Source organism: Vibrio sp. QJM3NY_27, from assembly GCF_057785955.1.
Genome location: NZ_CM173511.1, coordinates 332,167 through 358,322, shown reverse-complemented (window position 1 = coordinate 358,322; position 26,156 = coordinate 332,167). Strand labels below are relative to the sequence as shown.

Annotated in this window: 18 protein-coding genes and 1 riboswitch; of the genes, 5 read left to right on the top strand and 13 right to left on the bottom strand. The window is 44.3% G+C overall.

Features of this window, described 5'->3' with window-relative positions:
• Window positions 1-75: 75 nt before the first annotated feature.
• From AC3CIA_RS01670 to AC3CIA_RS01620, 11 genes are all read right to left on the bottom strand, one after another.
• The gene (locus tag AC3CIA_RS01670; protein WP_488518423.1) at window positions 76-531 is read right to left on the bottom strand and encodes an MSHA biogenesis protein MshF; all 456 of its coding nucleotides are present in this window, start codon (window positions 529-531) and stop codon (window positions 76-78) included.
• A 3-nt stretch (window positions 532-534) separates the two neighbouring features.
• The gene (locus AC3CIA_RS01665) at window positions 535-1,758 is read right to left on the bottom strand and encodes a type II secretion system F family protein (protein WP_065207165.1); all 1,224 of its coding nucleotides are present in this window, start codon (window positions 1,756-1,758) and stop codon (window positions 535-537) included.
• A 12-nt stretch (window positions 1,759-1,770) separates the two neighbouring features.
• The gene (mshE, locus tag AC3CIA_RS01660; RefSeq protein WP_017078837.1) at window positions 1,771-3,495 is read right to left on the bottom strand and encodes an MSHA fimbrial ATPase MshE; all 1,725 of its coding nucleotides are present in this window, start codon (window positions 3,493-3,495) and stop codon (window positions 1,771-1,773) included.
• Complete coding sequence (locus AC3CIA_RS01655; RefSeq protein ID WP_488518422.1) at window positions 3,485-4,636, bottom strand: tetratricopeptide repeat protein; 1,152 nt, start codon at window positions 4,634-4,636, stop codon at window positions 3,485-3,487. The genes mshE and AC3CIA_RS01655 overlap by 11 nt, the downstream gene beginning before the upstream one ends.
• A gap of 2 nt (window positions 4,637-4,638) precedes the next feature.
• Window positions 4,639-5,478 carry an ExeA family protein gene (locus AC3CIA_RS01650; protein ID WP_488518421.1) on the bottom strand — a complete coding sequence of 280 codons (840 nt, stop codon included), beginning with the start codon at window positions 5,476-5,478 and terminating at the stop codon, window positions 4,639-4,641.
• Between the two features lie 52 nt (window positions 5,479-5,530).
• On the bottom strand, window positions 5,531-7,198 hold the full coding sequence (mshL, locus tag AC3CIA_RS01645; protein ID WP_065207161.1) for a pilus (MSHA type) biogenesis protein MshL: 1,668 nt from the start codon (window positions 7,196-7,198) through the stop codon (window positions 5,531-5,533).
• 15 nt (window positions 7,199-7,213) lie between these two features.
• A complete protein-coding gene (locus tag AC3CIA_RS01640; RefSeq protein WP_004735948.1) occupies window positions 7,214-7,546 on the bottom strand; it encodes a hypothetical protein in 333 nt (110 codons plus the stop codon).
• Entirely contained in the window at window positions 7,539-8,186 is a 648-nt protein-coding gene (locus AC3CIA_RS01635; RefSeq protein WP_004735949.1) for a type IV pilus inner membrane component PilO, read from the bottom strand. The genes AC3CIA_RS01640 and AC3CIA_RS01635 overlap by 8 nt, the downstream gene beginning before the upstream one ends.
• Entirely contained in the window at window positions 8,186-9,628 is a 1,443-nt protein-coding gene (locus AC3CIA_RS01630; RefSeq protein WP_108194355.1) for an MSHA biogenesis protein MshI, read from the bottom strand. The genes AC3CIA_RS01635 and AC3CIA_RS01630 overlap by 1 nt, the downstream gene beginning before the upstream one ends.
• 2 nt (window positions 9,629-9,630) lie before the next feature.
• Complete coding sequence (gene csrD, locus AC3CIA_RS01625; protein WP_054547883.1) at window positions 9,631-11,646, bottom strand: RNase E specificity factor CsrD; 2,016 nt, start codon at window positions 11,644-11,646, stop codon at window positions 9,631-9,633.
• 161 nt (window positions 11,647-11,807) lie between these two features.
• Window positions 11,808-12,374 carry a single-stranded DNA-binding protein gene (locus AC3CIA_RS01620; protein ID WP_017078845.1) on the bottom strand — a complete coding sequence of 189 codons (567 nt, stop codon included), beginning with the start codon at window positions 12,372-12,374 and terminating at the stop codon, window positions 11,808-11,810.
• A 279-nt stretch (window positions 12,375-12,653) separates the two neighbouring features.
• On the opposite strand from AC3CIA_RS01620, the gene AC3CIA_RS01615 reads away from it, so the two are divergent.
• From AC3CIA_RS01615 to AC3CIA_RS01600, 4 genes are all read left to right on the top strand, one after another.
• Window positions 12,654-13,301 carry a LuxR C-terminal-related transcriptional regulator gene (locus tag AC3CIA_RS01615; protein ID WP_017084684.1) on the top strand — a complete coding sequence of 216 codons (648 nt, stop codon included), beginning with the start codon at window positions 12,654-12,656 and terminating at the stop codon, window positions 13,299-13,301.
• Between the two features lie 157 nt (window positions 13,302-13,458).
• Window positions 13,459-14,331 (top strand): UTP--glucose-1-phosphate uridylyltransferase GalU, encoded by an 873-nt coding sequence (gene galU / locus AC3CIA_RS01610; protein WP_004735975.1) that lies wholly within the window; start codon window positions 13,459-13,461, stop codon window positions 14,329-14,331.
• 255 nt (window positions 14,332-14,586) lie between these two features.
• Complete coding sequence (uvrA, locus tag AC3CIA_RS01605; RefSeq protein ID WP_171308602.1) at window positions 14,587-17,418, top strand: excinuclease ABC subunit UvrA; 2,832 nt, start codon at window positions 14,587-14,589, stop codon at window positions 17,416-17,418.
• 96 nt (window positions 17,419-17,514) lie between these two features.
• Window positions 17,515-19,278: a PglL family O-oligosaccharyltransferase gene (locus AC3CIA_RS01600; protein WP_488518420.1), complete on the top strand. Its 1,764-nt coding sequence runs from the start codon at window positions 17,515-17,517 to the stop codon at window positions 19,276-19,278.
• A gap of 104 nt (window positions 19,279-19,382) precedes the next feature.
• Here AC3CIA_RS01600 and AC3CIA_RS01595 read toward each other — a convergent pair whose 3' ends face one another.
• The gene (locus AC3CIA_RS01595; RefSeq protein WP_146453680.1) at window positions 19,383-20,522 is read right to left on the bottom strand and encodes a pyridoxal-phosphate-dependent aminotransferase family protein; all 1,140 of its coding nucleotides are present in this window, start codon (window positions 20,520-20,522) and stop codon (window positions 19,383-19,385) included.
• A gap of 176 nt (window positions 20,523-20,698) precedes the next feature.
• Window positions 20,699-20,876: riboswitch (Lysine riboswitch) on the top strand.
• Between the two features lie 109 nt (window positions 20,877-20,985).
• Between AC3CIA_RS01595 and lysC the strand changes: the two genes are divergently transcribed.
• Window positions 20,986-22,353 (top strand): lysine-sensitive aspartokinase 3, encoded by a 1,368-nt coding sequence (gene lysC / locus AC3CIA_RS01590; RefSeq protein WP_146453678.1) that lies wholly within the window; start codon window positions 20,986-20,988, stop codon window positions 22,351-22,353.
• A 107-nt stretch (window positions 22,354-22,460) separates the two neighbouring features.
• Here the strand turns inward: lysC and metH are convergent, their stop codons facing one another.
• Window positions 22,461-26,138: a methionine synthase gene (gene metH, locus AC3CIA_RS01585; protein WP_488518419.1), complete on the bottom strand. Its 3,678-nt coding sequence runs from the start codon at window positions 26,136-26,138 to the stop codon at window positions 22,461-22,463.
• Window positions 26,139-26,156: the final 18 nt, after the last annotated feature.

Below are 26,156 nucleotides of genomic sequence, written 5' to 3'. Positions count from 1 at the left end.
TACCTACTCATCTAATTATTAACGCGCATTATACATTCACGCACGTATAAAACCACAGAAAAACTGTCAATATTTTCACAAAGCCAAAATATTGGCTTTTACACTAAATCTTTCTTTTTTGAGCAATATATCTATTTGATACTTATCACTATAGTGATAACGGCAATGAAACTGTATGTTATCACTTTTATCTTCAACACTCGGTGAACTGAGCCCTAAAATGCTCTCTTGAGGGTATAATTCCTCAAGCCAATAATGACAGTCTCGCTCATCTCCTTGAATCGGCATTATCCAGCCTGTTCGGCTATAAATTTTAGGATGTTCCGAGCCATTGTCTTGCTTAGCACCCGATAACAAATACTGTTGTTTGAACAAATTTGCTTGCTCTAAAATCCGCTTGCTCGCGACGATCAATGCCGTATTAGTCGCTTCTTCTTCTACCGTTTTAAAGGCAGAGAGCACACCCACGATAAGAAAAAGAATAACGACACTCCAAATAACAAAACGTGAGCGTTGTAGGTTATTTAGCATTCCCTAGCCTTTGATTGCATCCAGCATTCCCCACATAGGTAGGAAAATACCCAGAGCTAAGATCAGCACCATACCAGCCACAACCACCAATAAAATAGGTTCGATCCTTGCGGTTAAGGTCTTTAAGTCATAATCGACTTCTCGATCATAAAAATCGGAGACCTCAAGTAGCAGCTCATCAATACGACCTGTTTCTTCACCCACCGAGATCATTTGTATCACCAGTGGGGTGAAAATTTCGCTATTGATCGCTGTTGAAGAAACCGTACTACCGGCTTCTATTGCGGCTTTCATAGCTTGTACTCTCAACTCAAGGAATCGGTTATCCAACGCTTCCGCAGACAACGACAGCGATTGGTTCAGTGGTACACCGGCTTTTAGCATCAAGGCGAATGTACGTGAAAAACGCGAAAGTAGCGCTCGATTCACTACCCCACCAATCACAGGTATTTTTAAGCGTAATCTGTCCCACTTTTCCAATCCTTTGTCTGTCTTAACCCATGCTTTGAAAGCAAAAATAAGACCAAAGATAACCGCGAGCATTAAGCCCCAGTAATTAACAAAGAACTCCGACATACCAATTAAGATACGAGTTGGGAGCGGCAGGTCGACACCAAAGCGCGCAAACATACTAGAGAACTGTGGAATAACCTTAATATTGAGAATGAACATCGCGACCAAAATAAAGCTAATCACAAAGGTTGGATAACGCATCGCAGTCTTGATTCGTTTGCGAGTCTCTACTTCTTGCTCATAGTATCCAGCCAATTGCAGCAAAGCTTGGTCTAAGCGACCGGTATTTTCACCAACCCCAATCATAGAGACAAACAGCGGGCTAAATACCTTGGGATGCATCTGCATCGATGCAGCTAATCCACGGCCATTGGTTAGCTCAGCAACCACTTCTTCTAGCGCTGCTTTCAGCTGCTTATTTTCACAATTTTGAGTCAGGCCTTTCATCGACCTTAATAGTGGTACGCCTGCCTTGGTTAGGCTGTATAACTGTCTACAAAACAGAACCAATACTTCAAGCGGAACATTGGGTGAAAACAGGCTAGATACATCCATATCCAAGACTGAACCACCACTTTTACCCAGCTTGATTGAGGTGGGAATAATCCCCTTACTCATCAAACTTTCTGCGGCAAGATCTTCGTTATTCGCCTCTAACTGACCCGTAACCTGGCTGCCATCAGAACTGCGACCTACATAACGATACGTTGGCATATCACTCTACCCCTACAGATAAATTGGGTCAGTGGCACCGGAAGCATCTCCTTCACCAAGGTGCATGATCTCATCGAGGCTCACTACACCTTGCAAAGCTAACTCCATCGCAGAAGCCAACAACGGTTTGTAGTTTTTAGACCGCCTTGCCGTTTGAGCAAAGCCAACCGCATCATTCGCTCTGAGTGCATCCATCATGTCTTGCTCTAGCTCCAACATTTCAAATACACCAATACGCCCGCGATAACCGGTTAGGTTACAGTTCTGGCAACCACGACCTTTCATGAATGGCACAGCCACTTGATTAGGGAAACGTACGCTCAACCACTGCTTACGAGGTTCATCCAATTCATCCTCAACCTTACAATCAGTACACACTTTACGAACTAATCGCTGTGCCACCACCGCTCTCACGGCACTTGCCACGAGATAACCGGGAGCACCCATGTCCATCATACGTAACGCACTGTCTACTGCATCGTTGGTATGCAGCGTACTTAAGACTAAGTGACCTGTCAGTGCGGCTCTCAAGCCAATCTCAACGGTTTCGTGGTCGCGCATCTCACCAATAAGGATAATATCGGGATCCTGACGAAGGAAAGTTCTGAGGATAGTAGAGAAATCGAGATTGATCTTAGGGTTTACCTGAACTTGGTTCACTCGAGGGAGGCGGTATTCCACCGGGTCTTCCGCGGTAATGATCTTTTTGCCCGGCTCGTTTAATTCGCTTAGCGCACCATAAAGGGTGGTTGTTTTACCTGAACCCGTCGGGCCAGTAACCAAGATCATGCCATGTGGACGGCGTAACTGTTGACGAAGTCGAACCAACAGATCACTTGGTATTCCTGATGCTTCTAATTTACGAAGGCCGGCTGATTGGTTGAGAAGACGCATAACCACAGACTCCCCATGTTGCACGGGCATAGTCGACATACGAATATCAACAGACTGACCTTTGGCTCGAATATTAAAACGACCATCTTGAGGAAGACGCTTCTCTGAGATATCGAGGTTTGCCATTAACTTCAAGCGCAGTACGAGTGCAGAGGCAATATTGACTTCATTCAGCAGTGTTTCATGCAGCACGCCATCAATACGCTGACGAAGACGCAATACGTTTGAATCTGGCTCAATATGAATATCAGATGCACCGACTTGGATTGCATCTTCAAATAACGAGTTGATCAGCTTAACGACCGTCACTTCGTCACTGTCTTCACCAGCAATATCAAAATCAAAGGCGTCATTGACTTGGTGTTCGGCATGAAGCTGCTCGGCGAAAGACGCAATTTCTTTGGTTCGGCGGTAATAGCGATCAAAGCCATCCACTAATTGTCTTTCTTGAGCGACAACGAACTCAAGCGCGTAGTCACCTAGTTGCCCAAGTAATGATTCCTGAGCAAACAGATCCGCAGGATCACTCATTGCGACACGTAACGTATCGCCTTGGCGTCCAATCACCAATGCACGAAGACGACGAGCATGTACTTCAGGTAAAAGCTGCACCGCTTCAACATCAACAACCGCTCGACTTAAATCAATGAGAGGAATAGCGAGTTGCTGGGACAAGAAACTCAACATCTGTTGTTCTGATAAAAAACCAAGTTCAATCAGCGCATCACCCAGCTTACGACCGGTACTTTTTTGAGCAGAAAGAGCTTGTTCAACTTGGGCCTCAGTGATGATTCCCTCTTCGACGAGCAAATCACCTAGCCTTTTTCTTAATCTAATTTGCATCGCCACTCTCCTCTAAAGCTTTGATTATGTTTAAGCGGTCACGCACAAAGTTTTGCGATTGAGATGAGATTCCAACTCTGGTTAAGGCACCTTGGTATGACTCTTTTGCAGCAGAAAAATCAAGTTGACGCTCTTGTTGAATCGCAAGGCCAAGCCACCAGCGAGCATTATCTGAATCAACCTCGACTAACTTTTGGTAACTCTCGAGCGCGATGTCTTCTTGCTGAGATTTTTGACTCAATGCAGCACGCATTGCCAAATAATCTTGAGTAGGATTTGGTGGCATGTGGATTAACGGGCTTAAAGCCGCTTCTGCTTGGTTAGCTTTAACCAGCAGTTTAGATAAACCCAACCGTAGCTTTTCGCTGTTGATATTAAGTTTGATACCAGATTGAAACAGCTCGTAGGCTTTGCGAGTGTCACCCTTGCCAAAATAGAGAATCGCGAGTTTCTGACGAACCTCTTCATTGCGTGGCGTATAACGCAAGGCTTCAGTGTAACCTTTCAAAGCACCAGTAAGATCATTCGCATCAAGTGCTTTCTGAGCTCGCCCTTGTGCATTCACTGATAATTGCTCAGGCGTTAGCTCTACCTGCTCAATCAACATTTCGCTATTTTCTGAACTGTCAGAAGATTCTTTCTCATTAGAGATAGGAGCCGGATCTTTTTTTGCCACGCTAGCAACGTAAATCGGCTTTGGAATGCCAGTATTAGTCGCTTTAGCCGTGCTTAACGGTTTAGGCGTAACGTTAGGGGTTGTCGTTTTAGAAGTACTCGACCTTGTCGTTGGCTTAGCTTGAACGTTATTGGCCACTACTGTGTTTTCTGCTGAACGGGGCGTTAAATCTAGCGTCACTAATTTCTTGGTTGGCGATGAGAGTGTTTGAGTGACAACATCCTGCATTTCTCCAGAACTCTCTACGACAGAGACCTGGACTTGAGCATCTCGAGTTGAGATTGAATGTTCAACGGCTGGGCCTTGTGATATTGCCCAACCGCCCATCGCTAAGCTCAAAGTGAAACCTGTCACTAACCAAACCAATGGGGAGTGTGTTTTCACTTTAGGCACCACTGCCGCTTCAATCGACGTCGCTGACTTTTTCTTTGCCAATTCAGACAAGGCGTTATTTATGACACTCATAATTAATTCCAACCCCACAGTATTGGCGTTTTAAATTTAGGCTTACATACATCGTAAGTTTCATGCATGGCTGAAAACAGGTGCTGATTGTCGATACTTTTTTCATCTTCACTGAACGAGAGCAAAAGAGCCTTATGGCATAGTTGATTTATCAATCTTGGAATACCTAACGAGGAGCGACAAATCGCCTTTTTTTGATTCAAACTGAACAATTCAGGATTACCACCAGATTTAACAATCCGATTATCAATATACGCCACCGTTTCATCGAGAGTCAGCGGCCTCAGTGTTGAACTAAACGTGATTCTTTGACGAAACTGCCTAAGGTGATAAGCCTCTAATCGAGCATCCAACTCAGGCTGCCCTAATAAAACAATTTGCAGCAGTTTTTTATCTTCAGTTTCAAGGTTACCGAACAACCTTAATGTTTCGAGAGCTTCATCCGATAGAGCTTGAGCCTCATCAAGAATCGCTACCACTCTTAAACCTGAGTTGTGTAACTCAATGAGCTTATGCTGAATGTTATCAACTAAGGTTGCTTCATTATCGATAGTCAAACCCAGCTCTTTAGCAACGGCTTGGCGTAAATCAACACCAGAGAGCATAGGGTTTGGTAGGTAAATAAGAGCTGTACAATCATTTAGGTGATTGACCAACATCCGACAAACCATGGTTTTTCCAGTACCAACCTCTCCGGTGACCTTAATCACGCCCTCGCCCATTTCTAACGCAGAGATCACCGTTTGAATCGCTTCGAAATGAGGCGCTAAACCATAAAATAAACCGGTATTCGGCGTTAAAGTAAATGGCAGTTGTTCAAAACCAAAGTGAGCTTGATACATAAGTGACCTAGCTTAGTTAGATGCTGCCAATCTACATTGAGAAAATAAGCGATTACTCTTCATCAGGGAACCACTGCTGCAGCAGATCTCGAGAGCGTTCTAACTCAGTTTGCCAAGTGTTCACGCCAACGATTGTCGGTTTAAGCAAGATCACAAGCTCAGTTTTTTGAGTCAACTGGCTAGTATTTCGGAACAAATGACCGAGTGCTGGGATATCGCCAAGGAATGGTACTTTCGACGTGATATCACTGGTGTTTGACTTCATTAATCCACCAATCACCACAACATCACCATCTTGCGCACGAATCACTGAGTCAGATTCACGAATAGAGCTTTTTGCCAATGGAAGTGAAACAATACCTGTAGTTGAACCAAGGTTAAGCTCTTTCACCTCTTCTGCAACCTCAATAACGGCAGGATGGACATGCAAAAACACACTGCCTTTATCATCGATCTGAGGGGTCACATCCAGAGAGATACCAGAGAAGAATGGGGTTAACTCAACCTCAGGGGCCACATTCGCGTTATCACCACTACCAACTGCACTTGATAAGTCAGTTACGTAGTATTCGTCGGTACCCACTTTTATCACTGCTTTTTGGTTATTCGCAGCAGTCACCCTTGGGCTAGATAGGACGTTCAAGTCACCCTGTGTACCCATGAAACTCAATACCGCCTCAAAGCTACCACCAGAAACAACAAGGTTAGATTGACCACCTAAAGCAGCGCCGATTGGGTCCATGCCTGGCAATGTACTTGGGATAATCGCACCAGCGGCATCTTTAACAATAGAGCCCATACCTATCGTATAGTTAGTACCATTCGACGAGAACATCTTGGTCCAGTTGATGCCTTGTTGATAGCCATCACTTAAGGTCACTTCCATGATTTTGGCTTCCAAGATAACTTGGCGCTGCAAACGCTTCTGAGAAATACCTAAGAACTCTCGAACCTCACGAATTTCGTCAGGGTAAGCACGAACCGTAATCACACTGGCTTGCGGCGTTACCACTACGCTTTGCCCATCACCAGAACCAATGAGGTGAGCAACTGCCGCTTCAAGCTGTGGCCAGAAATCACTTTCAGAGGTCGTTTCAATCTCTGTACCGCCGTTCGATGTAGAATTCGATGAGTTAGAAGAGTTGGATGAATTTGACGAGTTTGAGTTCGAGCTTGAAGAGCTCGATGAATTCGAGTCAGAAGTCGTGATCGTTCCGGTGGTGATGGTCGTCAATGAACGACCTGAACGCTTCACTTGTAAGTAATCAACTGGGATCGTCACTGTGCGTAGACCAGCAGGGTAAATCTGAATAACTTTGCCACGTTTTTCTATATCGTAGCCATACATATCCTGAGCAACAGCCAACACTTCATCTAACGTCACATCTGTCAGGTTTAAAGTCAGCTTCCCGGCAACGCTTGGGTGAATAGCCGCGCTGTATTCAGTGCCTTTTACCAAGCTAGCAAAAAAGGTTCTCGCTTCAACACCTTTAGCTTGAATACGAAAACGCTTAACAGTTTCCATACCTGGAGACATGGCATCCGAATTAAGCTGAGGCATCAGATCATCTTGTACCGACGAAGGAAGATCACGAAGCGCTTTGCTATTCGCTTCATTAATTGATTCGTTTAAAGACTCTTTGATCTCAACGGGATCTCTATGTCCCATCGAACAGCCGACTAAAGATGACACTAGGATTGCTACTACAAGTTTACGCATGTCTTCACTCTAACCTTAATTATTCTTAACATCTAAAGAGAACATCTCTAATTTCCACTGCTTAGAGCTTCTCTGCAGAGTGACGTATTCTGGATCTATGTTCTTAACTCGGTACCCTCTGATCGTTTCTCCTTGACCGAGAATCTGACCATTCATAATGGCATAGCAAGGTGTATCGCCTTTGCACACAATGCTTTCTAGAGAAGGTAAGCGATAACGAGTTGGCGCCTTTTTAGCTGACGTTGTTTTTTGTTGTGGCGTCAACCAGCCTAATGGCGCCGTAGGATCCTGTTCGGCCCAAGCCATTTGGCTACTAAAAAGTAATGACAACAAAAGAGTTCTAACCACCGATAAACTCCTGTCTAGTACCTAGTGTGTAAACCTCAAACACCAGTCGAGCTTTAGGGTATTCTTCGACCGAATACTGAAATGTGCGCCAGTAATAACTGACAGGAAGAGACTCAAGCGCTTGAAGATAAGCGGAAATATCAAAGTAACTGCCCGTTAATTCCATTCTTACAGGGTGAAGAAAGTAGCCTGAATATTCACTGGTCTCTTGATTATTCGAAATTGCTTCTGGTTTTAACGACTCTAGCGATTCGAGCTTAAGTCCATTTCCGGCATTAAGAACACTCTCCAATAGTTGAGACATTTGAGAAGGCGTGATCAGTCCATCGACAATCTGGGAAAGCTGAAGTGACAGATCTTGGCTCTCCACCAGCAGTTTTTTGTACTCTCGATTAATGTCTTTGTCTGGATCTTTGTTTAACTTAGCTTGAAGAACGAGCAACTCACCTTGCTGTCTCTGGTTTGCCTGAGTCAGATTCATCGTCTTAGCATTTTTAGCCTGTAAATCGAGATACGCTGGCTCAACCAACAAGGTGAACAACAACATAGATAGGCCAACAAAACCACACACGAAAAGTAGCCATTTTTCTCTCTGACTTAATGCAAGAAACTTATCGCTGAGCTGGTTCCACTGCTGCATTATTTACTCTCCCTGCGAGTACTTAGCTCAAACGTCACCACATCCTGATCATTGCGCCCAATTTTTAGTTTTTCAAAAGCACGTCCAACTAAATTAAGCTCACTTTTAAACTGACCAATCCAGTTAGGAACCACATTTGCGTTACGAGCAAAGCCACTAAGATCTAAAGTATCGTGAGTCATGTAGATGTGCGAAAGAGAGATGTCATTTCGGCCTAATTTAGCTAAGGAATTCATGACGCCAGAATACCCGACTTGTTGTGATTCGTCGTATTGTCCTACCGCCTTCAAAGCCTCTTTTTTAGCCTGAGTCTCACGTTTGAGACGCGCAACTGCCGCCACTTTCTCTGGAGACGGTTTATGCTGAGTTAACTTACTATTCAATTGGTTAACTTGCTTGTTAAGCTGGTTCGAGTCATGTTGCAAAGCTGTTAGGGTTTTATCTAGATTAGAAGCTTGATACTGCATGACAAAGTAACCACCAAGTAGCAGCACACAAACGAGCCCCCAGCTCGCAACAACATTCGTCAGCGTAAAATATTCTTTCTTAGGCTTGAGATGTTCAGGGTAAAGATTGACATTAAAAGCCTCTTTCTCAGCCGCAAGCTTAACCAACAAACTCTCTGAATTATCACGCTCACCTTCAACGAGCAGAGAAACGGTCGAACTCAATGTGTTATTTAACGCGCCTTGTAACTCAGACTCATCTTCCTCATCACAGCAGATTTTCAACTGATGAAGTTGAGTACCTTTAATTTGAGAAGAAAGGTAATCAATCGAGCGTTGGAGTTCTAGAGCAAGGCCATCTAACTGCAGAGCGCTTGATGCAACACCCGTTAAAGGTGGAACAACACTACGGATGGTTCTTTGAAAGCAAACGGTATTTTCAACAAACGCACCCAGCTTAAAGTGTGAATTGGCGCTGCGCTGTAAAAGGATGAAATTAGACAGTTCGCCAGCACTGTAACCCCAGATTTCATCTTCAGGAGCAACACCTATTAATTCAACCTGAACCGAATTAGCAATATTCAAAAGCTTGTCTAACAGCTTTTTAGGCAGAACATACACTTGCAGCTTATTCGACGTCGGCAACGCGACCGCACTTGCAATAATTTCGGTCACTCTTTCAGAGACAAGATCTTTGAGTAAAAAAGGCAGGGCAACCGACCATTCACTCTCTGGAATGTCCGGTTTATCAATTTGGTAAGTTTGGTAGTAGTTAGCACAGACAATCAGCTGGAGGCTATTACTAGTAAACGCCTCACTGCTAAGCGATTTTTTTAGCGCACTCTCCCAGTCCCCATTAACCACGGGAATGCTAGTTACTTGAGGTTCTTGTTCTGTCGATGAAATATAAATGGCATCGTTGCCTAACATGACAACTTGAGAGCTGCCTTTATTATTAGTTGGCTTTATCTTGTCTAAAATCGCTTTAAAATTCATTGTTAACTACTACTCTTACGCCATCGATTTCTTCGTCCAACTTTCACAACAGATTCCGCTTTCGCGACCTTTTCAGCTTGATTAGGCAAAGGGATAATTTGTTGTTCTTCGTCGAAATATCTCCCTTGATAGCCGTTAATGCCTAACTCTATCAAGGTGTTCTTTTCTTGTTTTGTCTCGACTCCAACAGCAATAACTTGAGTTGGAGAGTCACCGCATGCCCCAATTAAGCTTCGGACAAACAGTTGATTCTCATGCCTTTGATCGATTTTCTTTATTAAGCTTCGATGAAGCTTAATGTAATTGACCTTCAAGTCCTTTATATAGTGAGTGCTAACAATGGTTCGTCCAGCTTGGCCAACCACCACTTTACACCCTAAACCTCGCAGCATCTTTGCTACCGGTCTCATATAATCAAGGTGGGCAATCAAGTGCCCTTCAGGAAACTCAAACGCAAGCTGAGAGCGATGCTGAGCAGAGAGCTGTAATAACTCACTTCTAAACCACTTAAAATGCTGTTTATTCGCAAATGGAGTAACATTCAGATTCACCGAATAGTTGAGAGGCTGAGTTGACTCTTTCAGCGATTTCAACAAAACCTTTAGAACCGATTGGTCCATTTGAGCTTGATAACCCACTTGCTCTACCGCAGGCATAAATCGAGACGATTTCAATAAACCTTTATCAGGATCCTGAATTCTAGTGAATATTTCTCTATGTAATTCATTGGCTTGACCAGATTCCGGCATAAGATAACATCGCTGAGCAAAGATTACTAAATTTTCAGGAAGCAGCGCTTTATCCAATAATGTTCTCCAACGAACACTGCCTCTATCCAACTCATTTGTATTCTGCTTAGGGTAACGGCTCCAGTTATTAATACGCTCCAGCTGGGCACTCTTTAATGCCGTTTCCGTTTCATCCATGATCTGACTGTGACGCTCACCTTCGGTATACATGGTTACGCCAATATGGCACCAATTATCAGAATCTAAAGGTTCCGGCGGGGTTATCTTGTCTAACTGCCTTAAACACTGAGCCGCCAAGGTAGCAATATCTTTAGCCCCTTGATGCGGAATAAATACGGCAAAATCAGCATCGTAATAACGAGAAAAAATAACATCAGGATAGCGTTGAACAATATTCGACAACACTTCGCCAACTTCGATAATAAAGCCGTCAGTGATTTGCTTGTCATTAGCATCACGGACTTGCTCCCATTCGTCGATACGTATCAATAACACACCACCTCGAGCACCGCTTTCATGCAAAGCCGATTCAAGCTTGTTATCGAATAAGACTCGGTTTGCCGTGCCTGTGAGTTTGTCTAGGAAGGTATGGGTACGAATAAAGGTATCGAAGCGGCTTCTTTCTTGACGAGCATCTTGCAGCTCTTCGATCAAGACATCCAAGGCTTCACTTGCCGTGTATGGCCATTCAAGTTCATCTCCCTTTGCATGAGCCTCAACTTGCCCAGCGAGGATCATTCTTCCTCGTTCTTCCAAGATCTCAGAACCCATCAACTGTTCCTTCAACCAACGAACACCACGAGCCAGACAGAAAAGGATCAATGCAACCGCCAAAGTAATTGACCACATTGCTTCCATTGAGTAGCTATAACCAATATAAGGAGGCAATGCTTTAAACTCGATTCGATAACCTTCATTGCGCTCTAGAATGAAGCTTCTTTCATAAAGACGATTGGGATCAATTTGCGGGGAGGTATCTTTGAAGCGATAAACGATGCCAGTCTGGTTCGAGAGTTTCATCTCAACAATATTGCTCGCCTGCAACATCTTAGGCATCCAACGCTGCATCGAATACGCGGCGTCAGGATCTTCCATCTCTTTATCTACAACGTCGACAATACCAACCAAATAATGGTCTAAATATTCCTGTCCGATACGCTTAAAGGAAAGTGTGCCACCAATAAAAAGAATGAACATCGCACTGATCACTATCACAGTGACAAATGCGACCAATCGAGTGCTCAATTTTAGTGTCGGGGTATATCTCATGAATAACGAAATCCTTTTCAACTCACATTATACCGTATTGCTACTTATACTATAAATTGACGTTGTAAATAAAGCGTTAAGAATTCTAGGTAACAAAAAGCCGCGATAAACGCGGCTTTTTCCAATTTAATACTGTCTTTATAATATATTAAAAACAGAGCTTAAAATGGGATGTCATCATCAAAATCCATTGGCGGCTCATTATATTGAGGTTGAGCCTGCTGAGGAGCTTGTTGAGGTGCTTTCGGCTGCTGTTGAGCTGGAGCACTGTATTGTTGCTGTGCTTGTTGCTGCTGTTGTGGCTGTTGTGGCTGACCCCAACTACCTTGCTGTTGGTTGTTACCCATACCACCTTGAGCAGGAGCACCGCCTTGAGCACGACCGCCAAGCATTTGCATTACACCGTTGAAGCCTTGAACAACGACTTCTGTTGTGTAGCGATCTTGACCGCTTTGATCTTGCCATTTACGCGTTTGAAGTTGACCTTCAATGTAAACTTGAGAACCTTTACGTAGGTACTCACCAGCAACTTCCGCCAGCTTGCCAAACAGAGCAACACGGTGCCATTCTGTTTTTTCACGCTGTTCGCCAGTTGCTTTATCACGCCATGACTCTGACGTTGCAATGGTAATGTTCGCTACTGCACCGCCATTGGGCATGTAACGAATTTCAGGGTCATTACCTAGGTTACCCACTAATATAACTTTGTTAACTCCACGGCTAGCCATGATTTGCTCCGTCTAAATTCATAGTCTCAGAAAAATTTTAGCGCACAAGAATAGCATGCTTTTCTGCAGTGATAAATCGCATTCCTATTCTCGCCTCACTACAAAGAATAAAAACGTAACAAATCATGATATTCAGAGCGATGTTGCTTTTTTCTCCACTTACAAACCACTCATTTACTTTGATAATTGATATTCAACGCAAGTCACTATGAAGGCGGTAGAGAAGCGAAGGCCTGCATGACAACGTGGAATCTAATTCTACTTAAACAGGACGTTTCAATGAGAAAATCTCGATACGCTCGCACTTTGCATTTTCTGTGCATCGACCCAAACGACACCTATCTACATGTAAAAGAGATAGAAAAGCACTTATCTATTATTCTCTACAAAATGACACCGGACGATTTGATGTTATTTGATCGCAAGCAGAGCAACCGAATTTTACTGGTTGATTACAAAGAGGTCCCTCGATTAATCAACCTTCATCCAAATCTACCCGTGATGTGGAAAAATCATGAGATCATTTTATTCAATGTCCCCAAAGCTCTTCCCACATCGGAGTTGATTACGTTTGGCGTATTAAAAGGTCTCTTTTACAACTCTGAAGAGAAAGCCAAAATAGCGAAGGGACTTGAAGAGGTCATTAATGGAGACAACTGGCTACCTAGAAAAGTGGCAAGCCAATTACTCTTCTACTATCGAAATATCGTGAGCACCAATACCACCCCTACTAATGTCGACTTAACCATTAGAGAGCTGCAAGTGATTCGCTGCCTTCAATCAGGCTCATCAAACACGCAAATAGCCGATGACTTGTTTATTAGCGAATTCACCGTCAAATCTCATCTTTATCAAATATTTCGTAAGTTAGCCGTTAAGAATAGAGTCCAAGCTATTGCATGGGCAAACCAGAACTTGCTTGCATAATTGATCAGCCTCTTAAACTGACGATAATTTTGAGGAAAACTCTAGTGAACCATACGGATTGTTGCTGAATTTTCGACATAACTTATGCTAGAGTTGCCCTCAGAAATATCAACCATTCAGGTTGAATCCATAATTATTATAGATAAAGGGTCTTACCATGATCAAAAAGTGCCTTTTCCCGGCAGCTGGCTACGGTACACGTTTTTTACCTGCAACTAAGTCAATGCCGAAAGAAATGATGCCTGTCGTCAACAAACCTCTGATTGAATACGGTGTTGAAGAGGCGATCGAAGCCGGCATGGACGGCATGTGCATCGTGACTGGCCGTGGTAAGCATTCATTGATGGACCACTTTGATAAGAACTACGAGCTTGAGCACCAGATCAGCGGCACCAATAAAGAAGATTTGCTGATCAATATCCGTGAGACGATTGAAGCAGCAAACTTCACTTACATTCGTCAACGTGAAATGAAAGGCCTTGGCCACGCTATCTTAACGGGTCGCGAACTTGTGGGTGATGAACCTTTTGCAGTAGTGCTTGCTGATGACCTTTGTGTTAACGAACAGCAAGGTGTACTGGCTCAAATGGTTGCACTATACAAACAATTCCGTTGCTCAATCGTTGCTGTACAGGAAGTACCTGAAAACGAAACACACAAATACGGTGTTATCTCTGGCGAAATGATTAAAGATGACCTTTTCCGTGTTGATGACATGGTAGAAAAACCAGAACCAGGCACTGCGCCAAGCAACCTAGCAATCATTGGCCGCTACATTCTGACTCCAGATATCTTTGAGCTTATCGAGCAGACTGAACCAGGCAAAGGCGGCGAAATCCAAATCACTGATGCATTGCTAAAACAAGCAAAAGCAGGTTGTGTATTGGCTTACAAATTTAAAGGCCAACGTTTTGACTGTGGTAGTGTTGAAGGCTACATCGAAGCAACAAATTACTGCTTTGAAAACCTATACAAAAAAGACCAGCAACAAATCGAGCTAGGTAAGCACTCAACAACAAAAGAAGCTTAATCGCTAATTTTGGCTTACTCACTGTTTAGCTACTGAGCGGTTTAACTATTTAGCTATTTAGCTATTGAGCTATTGAGCTATTGAGCTATTGAGTTAACAGCAATTAGCGGTTGGTTAACAGCACATTAAATGATTCCAAGGGTGACTCAAAAGAGCCGCCCTTTTTTTGTTTACTGTTTTTTTATCCAGTAAAACTTTGCACAAATCTCACTCTATGTAATACTTTAGCCACTTAAAATTACATGGTCTGTTGAGATGGATAAAATAGAAATTAGAGGCGCTCGTACGCATAACCTCAAAGACATTAACCTAACCATACCCCGTGATAAGCTGACGGTTATCACCGGTTTATCAGGTTCAGGAAAGTCGTCACTTGCGTTTGATACTCTCTATGCGGAAGGCCAACGTCGTTATGTAGAATCTTTGTCTGCCTATGCTCGCCAATTTCTATCTCTTATGGAAAAACCCGATGTCGACCACATCGAAGGTTTATCTCCAGCCATCTCGATAGAACAAAAGTCGACCTCTCACAACCCTCGCTCAACCGTCGGTACCATCACTGAGGTCTATGATTACCTAAGACTGCTTTACGCGCGAGTTGGCGAGCCACGCTGTCCTGATCACAATATCCCTCTAGCGGCGCAAACCATCAGCCAAATGGTCGACAAGGTATTAGAACTGCCTGAAGGCTCAAAGATGATGCTGATGGCACCGATCGTCAAAGAACGTAAAGGTGAGCATGTAAAGACACTGGAAAACCTAGCTGCGCAAGGCTTTATCCGAGCTCGTATTGATGGCGAGACCTGTGATTTGTCCGATCCACCCACATTGGAACTTCATAAGAAGCACACCATTGAAGTCGTGGTAGACAGATTTAAGGTTCGTCCTGATCTTCAACAACGTTTAGCCGAATCGTTCGAAACCACATTAGAGCTATCTGGTGGCATTGCAGTTGTCGGTTGGATGGATGATAAAGAACAAGAAGAGATCGTGTTCTCAGCTAACTTTGCTTGTCCAAAGTGTGGCTACAGCATGCAAGAACTTGAGCCGCGCCTATTCTCATTCAACAATCCTGCAGGTGCATGTGGTACTTGTGATGGACTTGGTGTTCAACAATATTTTGATCCAAGTCGAGTGATTTTAGATGAGAACCTAAGCATTGCAGAAGGTGCAATAAAAGGCTGGGATCAGAAGAATTATTACTATTTTCAGATGCTAACGTCGCTATCAGACCATTATGGTTTTGATCTGTATGTGCCATTCAACTCTCTACCTAAAAAGACTCAAGAGATTATTCTTAAAGGATCAGGGCGTACTGAAGTGGAATTCAAATACATCAATGACCGTGGTGATATCCGAGTCAAGCGTCACCCATTTGAAGGTATTTTAAATACGCTGGAACGCCGTTACCGCGATACTGAATCTAGCGCGGTGCGTGAAGATCTTGCCAAGTACATATCAACAAAGTCGTGTTCTAGCTGTGATGGCACGCGTTTAAGATTAGAAGCTCGAAATGTCTTCATTGGCGATACCACACTGCCCGAAATCGTTGAGCTCAGCATTGCTGATGCACTCGAGTTTTTCCAAAACTTATCACTCAGCGGTCAGCGTGGTCAGATCGCTGATAAAGTAATGAAAGAGATCAATGACCGTCTGCATTTCTTGGTGAACGTTGGTTTGAATTACCTTAATTTATCACGCAGTGCTGAAACACTGTCTGGTGGTGAAGCGCAACGGATTCGTCTCGCAAGTCAAATTGGTGCTGGTTTAGTGGGTGTTATGTATGTACTCGATGAACCATCAATTGGCCTCCACCAGCGTGATAATGAACGTCTACTGCAAACTTTGGTTCACCTCAGAGACTTAGGAAATACCGTGCTTGTTGTTGAACATGATGAAGACGCAATCCGTTGTGCTGACCATGTTATCGATATCGGCCCAGGTGCGGGTGTGCATGGTGGACACGTGGTCGCAGAAGGCACCATGCAAGACATCATCGAAACCCCGAATTCTTTAACCGGGCAATACCTCAGCGGCGCCAAAGAAATTGCGATACCAAAACAAAGAACGCCTATCGACAAGAAAAAGGTCGTCGAGATCGTTGGCGCAACGGGGAACAACCTAAAGAATGTCACTGCGACGATCCCTGTAGGCTTGTTCAGCTGTATTACGGGGGTATCGGGGTCAGGTAAATCTACACTAATCAATGACACCTTCTTTAAAGTTGCCCACACTCAATTAAACGGTGCTACAACCGCAGTTCCGGCGCAGCACAAAAAGATAAAAGGCTTAGAGCATTTCGACAAAGTGATCGATATTGATCAAAGCCCTATCGGTCGCACCCCTAGATCAAACCCTGCAACCTACACTGGTATTTTCACGCCAATTCGTGAGTTATTTGCCGGTACCCAAGAATCACGATCTCGTGGCTACAAGCCAGGTCGATTCAGTTTTAACGTTCGTGGTGGTCGCTGTGAAGCGTGTCAGGGAGACGGTGTCATCAAAGTAGAGATGCACTTCTTGCCAGATGTGTATGTGCCGTGTGATGTGTGTAAAGGTAAGCGTTATAACCGTGAAACTTTAGAAGTTCGCTACAAAGGCAAAACCATTGACGAAGTTCTAGAGATGACAGTGGAAGATGCTCGAGAATACTTCAACCCTGTTCCTGTTATCGCTCGTAAGCTGCAAACATTGATGGATGTTGGCCTTTCTTACATTCGCCTCGGACAAGCAGCGACAACCTTATCTGGTGGTGAAGCGCAGCGTGTTAAATTAGCGCGTGAATTGTCTAAACGAGACACGGGAAAAACATTATACATTCTTGATGAACCAACAACAGGTCTTCATTTCCACGATATTCAGCAGCTATTGACGGTATTACATAGGCTGCGTGATCACGGTAATACAGTAGTGGTGATTGAACACAACCTAGATGTCGTCAAAACAGCAGACTGGATCTTAGATCTTGGTCCTGAAGGTGGTCAAGGGGGTGGTGAGATTGTTGCAGAAGGTACACCTGAAGATGTGGCGCTAGTCGAAGGTTCACACACTGCTCGCTTCCTTAAGCCTATGTTAAATTTGAAGTAGGTGTAAAATAGCGCCCTGCGATCAGACAGAAAAATGTTAAAGTAACAGAGCTTGTTTCAGAAGGAACAAGCTCTGTTTTTATAAGGTTAGGGATTTATGGCAACAATACACACTAGCGGTACCCAACTAGAAAATCAGGTAACTCAGCTACCACTCAATAAAGCATTTCTGGCTTCTTTAGCTGTTGTATTCTTGTTAGCCATGCATTTTTTCATGCCGAATCCTGGAGGCTCAGGCCTTGCGTTATCGTTTAACCCAACAACTTGGTTAGCTCTTAGCTTTACGTTAGCAATTGGCTTCTACCAACTCGCGACTAACCGAGTACTCAAATATTCCAAGTTAACCGTTGGCTTGCTGATCAGTTGCGTGATACTTACGCTACCCACGCTCTACAGTAACGCCTCTCCTCAAGCCGCATCAGGTCGACTACTTGGATTGTGGGCGGGCTTCGCTTTATTCGTTGTACTTCAGCAATTTAAGTTCAGCAATAAACACAAGCAACGCATGCTGTGGTTCATTGTGCTTGCTGTGGTTATACAAGCACTCTTTGGTTACGTGCAATATTTCTTACTGGAACCCGGCAATCTATTTGGTTACAACACTGCGGCTAATCGACCTTATGGGATATTCCAACAACCGAATGTAATGGCTAGCTTTTTAGCTACTGGTTTTGTGCTTTCAGCGTATCTTTTAGCGAGACAGCCCGCTAAATATAATCACAAAATTAGCGAGTCATTCTTACTATACCTAACCCCGACCTTAACCGTACCTTTGCTGATCATCATTGCATCACGTACCGGATGGTTGGCTGCCGTCATTGGATTTGTCTGCATTCTGCCTTATCTATACAAATTCTCGACCAAGAAACGCTTCTACGGATGGTGCGCATCAGTGCTAGTCGGTATCGTGGTCGCTTTTTCGGTAATCAGTCTCAGTACAACGGATAGCCTCGCCAGTAAAAGGGCTAACTTAGAAAGCCCACGAGCTTATACCTTTCCACAAGCGCTCGATATGATGATCGAAAAGCCATTTACAGGGTATGGCTACGGGAAGTTCGAATCCGAGTACACGCTATACACAGCTCGCCAGCATCAACTCAACCCAAATTATCATCCCGGCCTTCCTTCAATGGATCACCCACACAATGAGTTCTTGTTTTGGGGGGTTGAGGGCGGAATAGTACCAATCATCGGGATCTTGCTTGCTGCGTTCTTAGTCATGTCACGTATAGCAAGCTCAGCGAAGGGAACACGTCTAGCACTGCTCGCACTATTTATACCGATACTCTTACATTCTCAGCTCGAGTACCCTTTTTACCACTCAGCGATTCACTGGATAACCTTTATCATTTTGATTTACTGGGTCGATCAACGAGCTTCTCGTCACTACCAACAGCCGTTTAGTATCATCAGTAAAACCCTATTTAGAGTATCGAGCTTAGTCGTCCCTATCTTGGTCAGTTTTTATATGTTGAGTGCCTTACACACCAATTATGTCCTGACTCAATTTGAACTGTCTAAACCCAGAAACCCGGATATTCTTAAGCAGGTAACGAACCCTGTAGTCTGGAAAGATCGCTATGATTGGGACGTATACAGCACCTATCTAAATATCGGCCTCTACAAAGCTGATCCTAGCTTGATCCAACCTTATATAGATTGGTCGTTAGAGATCATAAAACGTAAGCCAAGGCCTGCTTTCTACAGCAACCTGATTCTTGCATATCAAGGATTGGGCGATCACAGTAAAGCGGAACAAATTCGTAGTGAAGCGAGCTTCTTGTTCCCAAATAGAGACTTTTCCAAGGTTCAATATAAGAAAATATCAGAAGCTGAAAATAACATTTCTTCTGCTAAATGACGCCAAGGAATCTAGAGTTAATTCACCATATTGACGTTTAGTCTAGACACAAAAAAGCGCACGATCTCTCGTGCGCTTTTCTTTTGAACTTGAGTTTATTGCCGCTATTTTAAAACGTCTTGCAACGCTTTTAAGCACAAAGCGACATTCTCTTTTCGAGCGCCATAACCCATTAAACCAATACGCCAAGCCTTGCCAGCCAAAGAACCAAGTCCCGCGCCAATTTCAAGGTTATATTCTTCTAGAAGTTGTGTTCTGATTTTGGCTTCATCGATTCCTTCAGGGAAATAAAGCGCATTGAGCTGCGGAAGACGACTCTCTTCATCAACCACAAACTTTAATCCTAGTGCTTCTACGCCTTCTTTAAGCTCTTGGTGCATCGCATGGTGACGTGACCACGCATTATCCAGGCCTTCATTTTTCAATAAAACCAACGACTCATGCAAAGCATACAGGCTATTCACGGGTGCCGTATGGTGGTAGCTACGCTTGCCTTCTCCACTCCAGTAACCCAGTACTAAGCTTTGATCTAGGAACCAGCTTTGTACCGGCGTTTGACGCGCCTTCATCTTCTCAACCGCACGTTGAGAGAAAGTCACTGGAGACAGGCCAGGAACGCAAGATAGACACTTTTGACTACCTGAATACACCGCATCGAGTTGCCATTCATCAACCAACAATGGCACACCACCTAATGACGTCACCGCATCCACAATCGACAACGCATCAAACTGACGAGCGACTGCTGAAATCGCTTGAGCATCCGATAACGCTCCAGTAGACGTCTCTGCATGCACAAAAGCGACAGCAACAGCATCAGGGTTTTCTGCCAATGCTTTTTCTACCTTTTCAACGGAAACGGGCTTGCCCCACTCGTCATCAACAAGGATCGCTTCACCACCACAACGCACAACATTCTCTCGCATACGCTCACCAAAAACGCCATTGCGACAAACAATCACCTTCTCACCGGGCTCAATCAAGTTAACAAAACAGGTTTCCATACCTGCACTGCCGGGCGCAGAAACAGCAATAGTAAATTCATTCTCTGTTTGGAATGCATACTTAAGAAGTTGTTTCAGTTCATCCATCATCGCGATAAATAACGGGTCGAGGTGACCAATAGTAGGACGGCTTAAGGCCTGTAAAACTTGAGGAGAAATGTCTGAAGGCCCCGGCCCCATTAACGTTCGGTGTGGCGGATAAAAGCTCTCGATAGCAGTAGCGAGTGTTAAATTAGACATGTACATCCCTTACGTTAATGTTGTGAACAATCCACCCTAAAGCAAATCGATACCGTCATCAATTAGCTAAAAGTATTGAGGTCACACCAGTGTCACATAATTGTTAAAATTATTTTTTAAATATCTCCAGTTACGGATTGACATTGTTACCGCAAACACGTTCAATGAAATGGCTATCTAGCAGAAGAGGAGCACTGCCCAGGCAGATGTTTTGTGGAACCGCATTTCCAATACAAAGCATCAAGGGGGAGCAGTGCCGAGATAATAAAAGGATGCAGGACCTTTATTATCGGTTGAGCGGGCTGAATCCCGGCAACTGTCGCCATTTCTATATGGTGAAGAGCTTCTGAGGTTACTATTCTAATAATTCCTCTCTTTTTGCTCTAAATACTCTCTTCGAAAAACATCGGACGTTGGATTACCCAACCGTAATTTTATTTTAGGAAGTCGTGGGAGATATATCGTGAGTGCATCTAATGTAGCTGGTTCTTTTAATGTCGCTAAGTTTGGTGGAACAAGTGTTGCCAGCTTTGAAGCAATGAGCCGTTGTGCTGCCATTATTGAAAATAACTCGAATACGAAACTGGTTGTGAGCAGCGCGTGCTCAGGCGTCACCAACTTGCTGGTTGAACTAGCGAATGGTGTCCAAGACAAAACTCGTCGTCAGGAATTATTGACGCAATTGACTGACATTCATAACGCGATTCTTGATCAGCTAGCTGACCCAATTAGCATTGAAAAAGATGTACACTGCATTCTCGATGACATTGCGAGTGCAGCCGAAGCGGCATCATTCCAAGCCAGTACTAAACTCACCGATCACCTAGTGGCATGTGGCGAACTAATGTCGACACATATCCTCGCTCAAATCATTCGCGAGCGTGGCACACCCGCTGTCCGTTTTGACATCAGAGAAGTGATGCGCACCAATGATGACTTCGGCAAAGCTGAACCACTGTTAAAAGATATTGCAGCCTTAGCTCAACAGAAATTGATTCCACTATGCCAACAGCAAGTTGTCGTTACCCAAGGCTTTATCGGCGCCGATAGCGAAGGTAACACCACAACGTTAGGTCGTGGTGGTAGTGATTACTCAGCGGCACTGATTGCAGAATCTGTACAAGCGATTGGTTTAGAAATCTGGACTGATGTTCCGGGCATCTACACCACGGATCCACGTATCGCATCGAAAGCATCTCCTATCCCAGAGATCAGCTTCAGCGAAGCATCGGAAATGGCAAACTTTGGCGCGAAGATATTACACCCTTCGACTCTAGTCCCGGCACTACGCCATCAAATCCCGGTATTTGTCGGCTCATCAAAAGCACCAGAGCTCGGTGGCACATGGATTCGTCAACAAGTTGAAAGCTCCCCTCTGTTCAGAGCGCTTGCCCTACGCTGCAACCAAACCATGGTTACGCTACGCAGCGCCAATATGTTCCATGCTTATGGCTTCCTCGCAAAAGTGTTCGAGATCCTGGCTAAGCATAAGATCTCTGTCGATCTTATCACTACCTCAGAGATCAGTGTCTCACTGACACTCGATCAAACAGATACATCAGGTGGTGCTCCTCAGTTACCAGAAGCCGCTCGAATTGAGCTTGAAGAGCTGTGTTCTGTGGATATTGAACACGACCTATGCCTTGTTGCTCTTATTGGCAACAACATGAGTGAAAGCAAAGGCTATGCGAAGCAAGTATTCGGCACGCTTGAAGACTTCAACCTACGTATGATTTGTTACGGAGCGAGCCCACACAACCTGTGCTTCTTGCTTGATGAATCTGTCTCCAAGTTAGCGATTCAAAAACTGCATCAAGAGCTGTTTGAATAAAACGACGGTTGCTCGATTAGTTAAAATCACCAAACGACAGATACAAAAAGGGTTGCTCTTAAGCAACCCTCTTATTTTTACGAATCAAAGCCCGTCATAGATTCAAACTAGTTAATGTTTGGACCTAACCACTTCTCAGCTTCCAACATATCCCAACCTTTACGGTCGGCATAGCTATCCACTTGATCCTGTTGAATCTGTGCAATCGCAAAGTATCGGGCATCAGGATGTGAGAAATACATACCAGACACTGAGGCACCAGGCCACATTGCGTAGCTCGTGGTTAGTGACATGTCGATTGCTTTTTCAACGTCCATCAACTCCCACAACGTGCCTTTCTCTGTATGCTCTGGGCAAGCAGGGTAACCCGGGGCTGGACGAATACCTTGGTACTTCTCTCGAATCAAATCGTCGTTAGACAAATTCTCATCAGGTGAGTAGCCCCAAATGTCCTTTCTCACTTCTTTATGCAAGTATTCAGCGAACGCTTCAGCCAATCGGTCAGCAACCGCCTGAATCATAATCGCGTTGTAGTCATCACCATTGGCTTTGTATTCATCAGCCAGCTCTCGCTCACCAATACCACCCGTTACTGCAAAACCACCAATCCAATCCGCTTTACCACTGTCTTTTGGCGCAATGTAATCTGACAAACAGTAGTTAAATCCTTTGGGCTTTTCGGTTTGTTGACGAAGGTTGTGCAGAACCTTTAACACTTCAGTACGCGATTCATCGGTATACACTTCAATATCATCGCCAACACTGTTTGCTGGGAACATGGCACACATACCGCGAGCTTCAAGTAGCTTCTCTTTCTGCACTCGATCCAACAAATCATTCGCATCTTTGAATAAGCGTTTCGCTTCCTCGCCCACTTCTTCATGATTGAGAATTGCTGGGTACTTTCCAACTAATGACCATGTCATAAAGAACGGAGTCCAGTCGATGTACTGACGTAAAGTAGCCACATCAAAGTCCTTGAAGATGTGTACTCCCAGCTTAGCGGGTGCTGGGGGAGTATACGCATTCCAATCGATAGCAACTTTATTGGCACGCGCTCTCTCTAGCGAGACTGGCTTAGTGCGCGGCTTTTTACGGTTGTGTTGATCGCGAACGCGATCGTAATCAATATCCAACTTCTCAACAAATGCAGGCTTCAGTTCGTTAGATAGTAGAGAAGTACACACACCAACAGCACGTGAGGCATTGTTTACGTAGACCACGGGTTCAGAGTAGTTCTGTTCAATCTTAACGGCTGTATGCGCTTTAGATGTGGTTGCTCCGCCAATAAGAAGAGGCAGCTTAAAGCCTTGTCTCTCCATCTCTTTAGCCACATGAACCATCTCATCCAATGAAGGAGTGATCAAACCCGAAAGGCCAATGATATCGACGTTCTCTTCTTTAGCTACCTTAAGGATTTTTTCACATGAAACCATCACGCCCAGATCGATAATTTCGTAGTTATTACACTGCAAGACAACGCCAACAATGTTTTTACCAATATCATGAACATCGCCTTTTACGGTCGCCAGTAAGATTTTTCCGTTAGTTGCACCAACGTCTTTGGTTGCATTAATAAATGGCTCTAGATGGGCTACCGCCTGCTTCATAACACGGGCAGATTTCACCACTTGAGGAAGGAACATCTTACCTTCACCAAAGAGGTCACCAACTACGTTCATGCCATCCATTAATGGACCTTCAATCACCTCGATAGGGCGAGAGGCATTAACACGAGCTTCCTCGGTATCTTCAACGATGAAATCAGTAATGCCTTTCACCAAAGAGTGCTCTAAGCGCTTTTCTACTGGCCAGGTGCGCCACTCTAACGCCGATTTATCTTCAACTTTGCCAACTGCACGCTCTAGATATTCAGTCGCGATATCGAGTAATCGCTCTGTTGAGTCGTCTCGGCGGTTTAGAACTACATCTTCAACGGCTTCACGCAAATCCTCAGGCACATTATCGTAAATCTCTAACTGCCCAGCATTTACGATGCCCATATCCATACCGTTTTTAAAACAGTGGTATAGGAATACTGCGTGGATTGCCTCACGAACGTAGTTATTGCCTCGGAATGAGAACGAAACATTAGATACACCACCAGAGATCATCGCATGAGGGAGATCGCGTTTGATGTCCCCTACTGCTTCAATGAAATCGACCGCATAGTTGTTATGCTCATCAATACCAGTAGCTACTGCGAAAATGTTCGGGTCAAAAATAATATCTTCTGGCGGGAAACCTACTTCATCAACAAGAATATTGTAGGCATTAGTACAAATCTCGACTTTACGCTCTCGAGTATCAGCCTGCCCTAGTTCATCGAACGCCATCACGATGACTGCTGCGCCATAACGACGAACCAGTTTAGCTTGCTCGACAAACTTTTCTTTCCCTTCCTTCAATGAGATAGAGTTAACGATGCCTTTACCCTGAATACATTTCAGACCCGCTTCGATAACTTCCCATTTTGAAGAGTCGACCATGACTGGTACTTTCGAGATCTCTGGCTCAGACGCACATAGATTAAGGAATTTAACCATACACGCCTCAGCGTCTAGCATCCCTTCATCCATGTTGATATCGATGATCTGAGCGCCGTTCTCAACCTGCTCTCGAGCAACACTCAAAGCTTCGTCGTAGAGCTCTTCTTTAATCAATCGCTTAAATCGAGCAGAGCCGGTAACGTTAGTACGTTCACCGACGTTCACAAATAGAGATTCTTTGGCAATCGTTAATGGTTCTAAGCCAGATAAACGGCAAGACACAGGCAAATCAGGTAATTGACGTGGAGTTACGCCTTCAACGGCCTCAGCCATGTGACGTATATGTTCTGGCGTCGTACCACAACAACCACCAATTAGGTTCAAGAAGCCACTCTCGGCCCATTCCTTAACGTGTTCAGCCATATCTTCAGGAGAAAGGTCATACTCACCGAACGCATTAGGTAAACCCGCGTTAGGGTGGGCGGAAACGTTACATTCTGAGATACGAGACATCTCACCAACGTACTCTCGCAATTCGTCAGGACCTAATGCACAGTTCAATCCAAATGAGATTGGTTTAACATGACGAAGGGCGTTGTAGAAGGCTTCTGTTGTCTGCCCTGAAAGCGTACGACCTGAAGCGTCAGTAATGGTACCGGAGATCATCACAGGAAGCGTGATGCCTACCTCTTCAAAAACAGATTCAACCGCAAAAGAACATGCTTTTGCATTTAACGTGTCGAAGATAGTCTCGATAAGAATAAGATCTGAGCCGCCTTTGATAAGTGCTCGTGTCGATTCGGAGTAAGCTTCAACAAGCTCATCAAAGCTAACATTACGATAGCCCGGATCATTAACGTCTGGGGAGATAGAACACGTTCGGTTAGTTGGACCTAACACACCCGCTACGAAACGGGGTTTGTCTGGGGTCTTTGCCGTCCATTCGTCTGCCGCTTCACGAGCTAATTTTGCAGCTGTAAAGTTAATTTCTTCGCTAAGGCTTTCCATATCGTAGTCGGCCATAGCGATGGTTGTAGAGTTAAAGGTATTGGTCTCGAGGATATCAGCACCGGCTTCCAAATATTCCATATGGATATCTTTGATAAGCTTAGGTTGTGTAAGTACCAAAAGGTCGTTGTTACCTTTTAAATCACTATGCCAATCAGCAAAGCGCTCACCACGATAGTCTTGCTCTTCCAATTTATAATCCTGAATCATGGTACCCATGCCACCATCAATCAGTAAAATTCGTTGCTTCAACAGAGCGTCAATCTTTTGCCTTACATTACTTCCCACGGTACAACCTCATTCCTT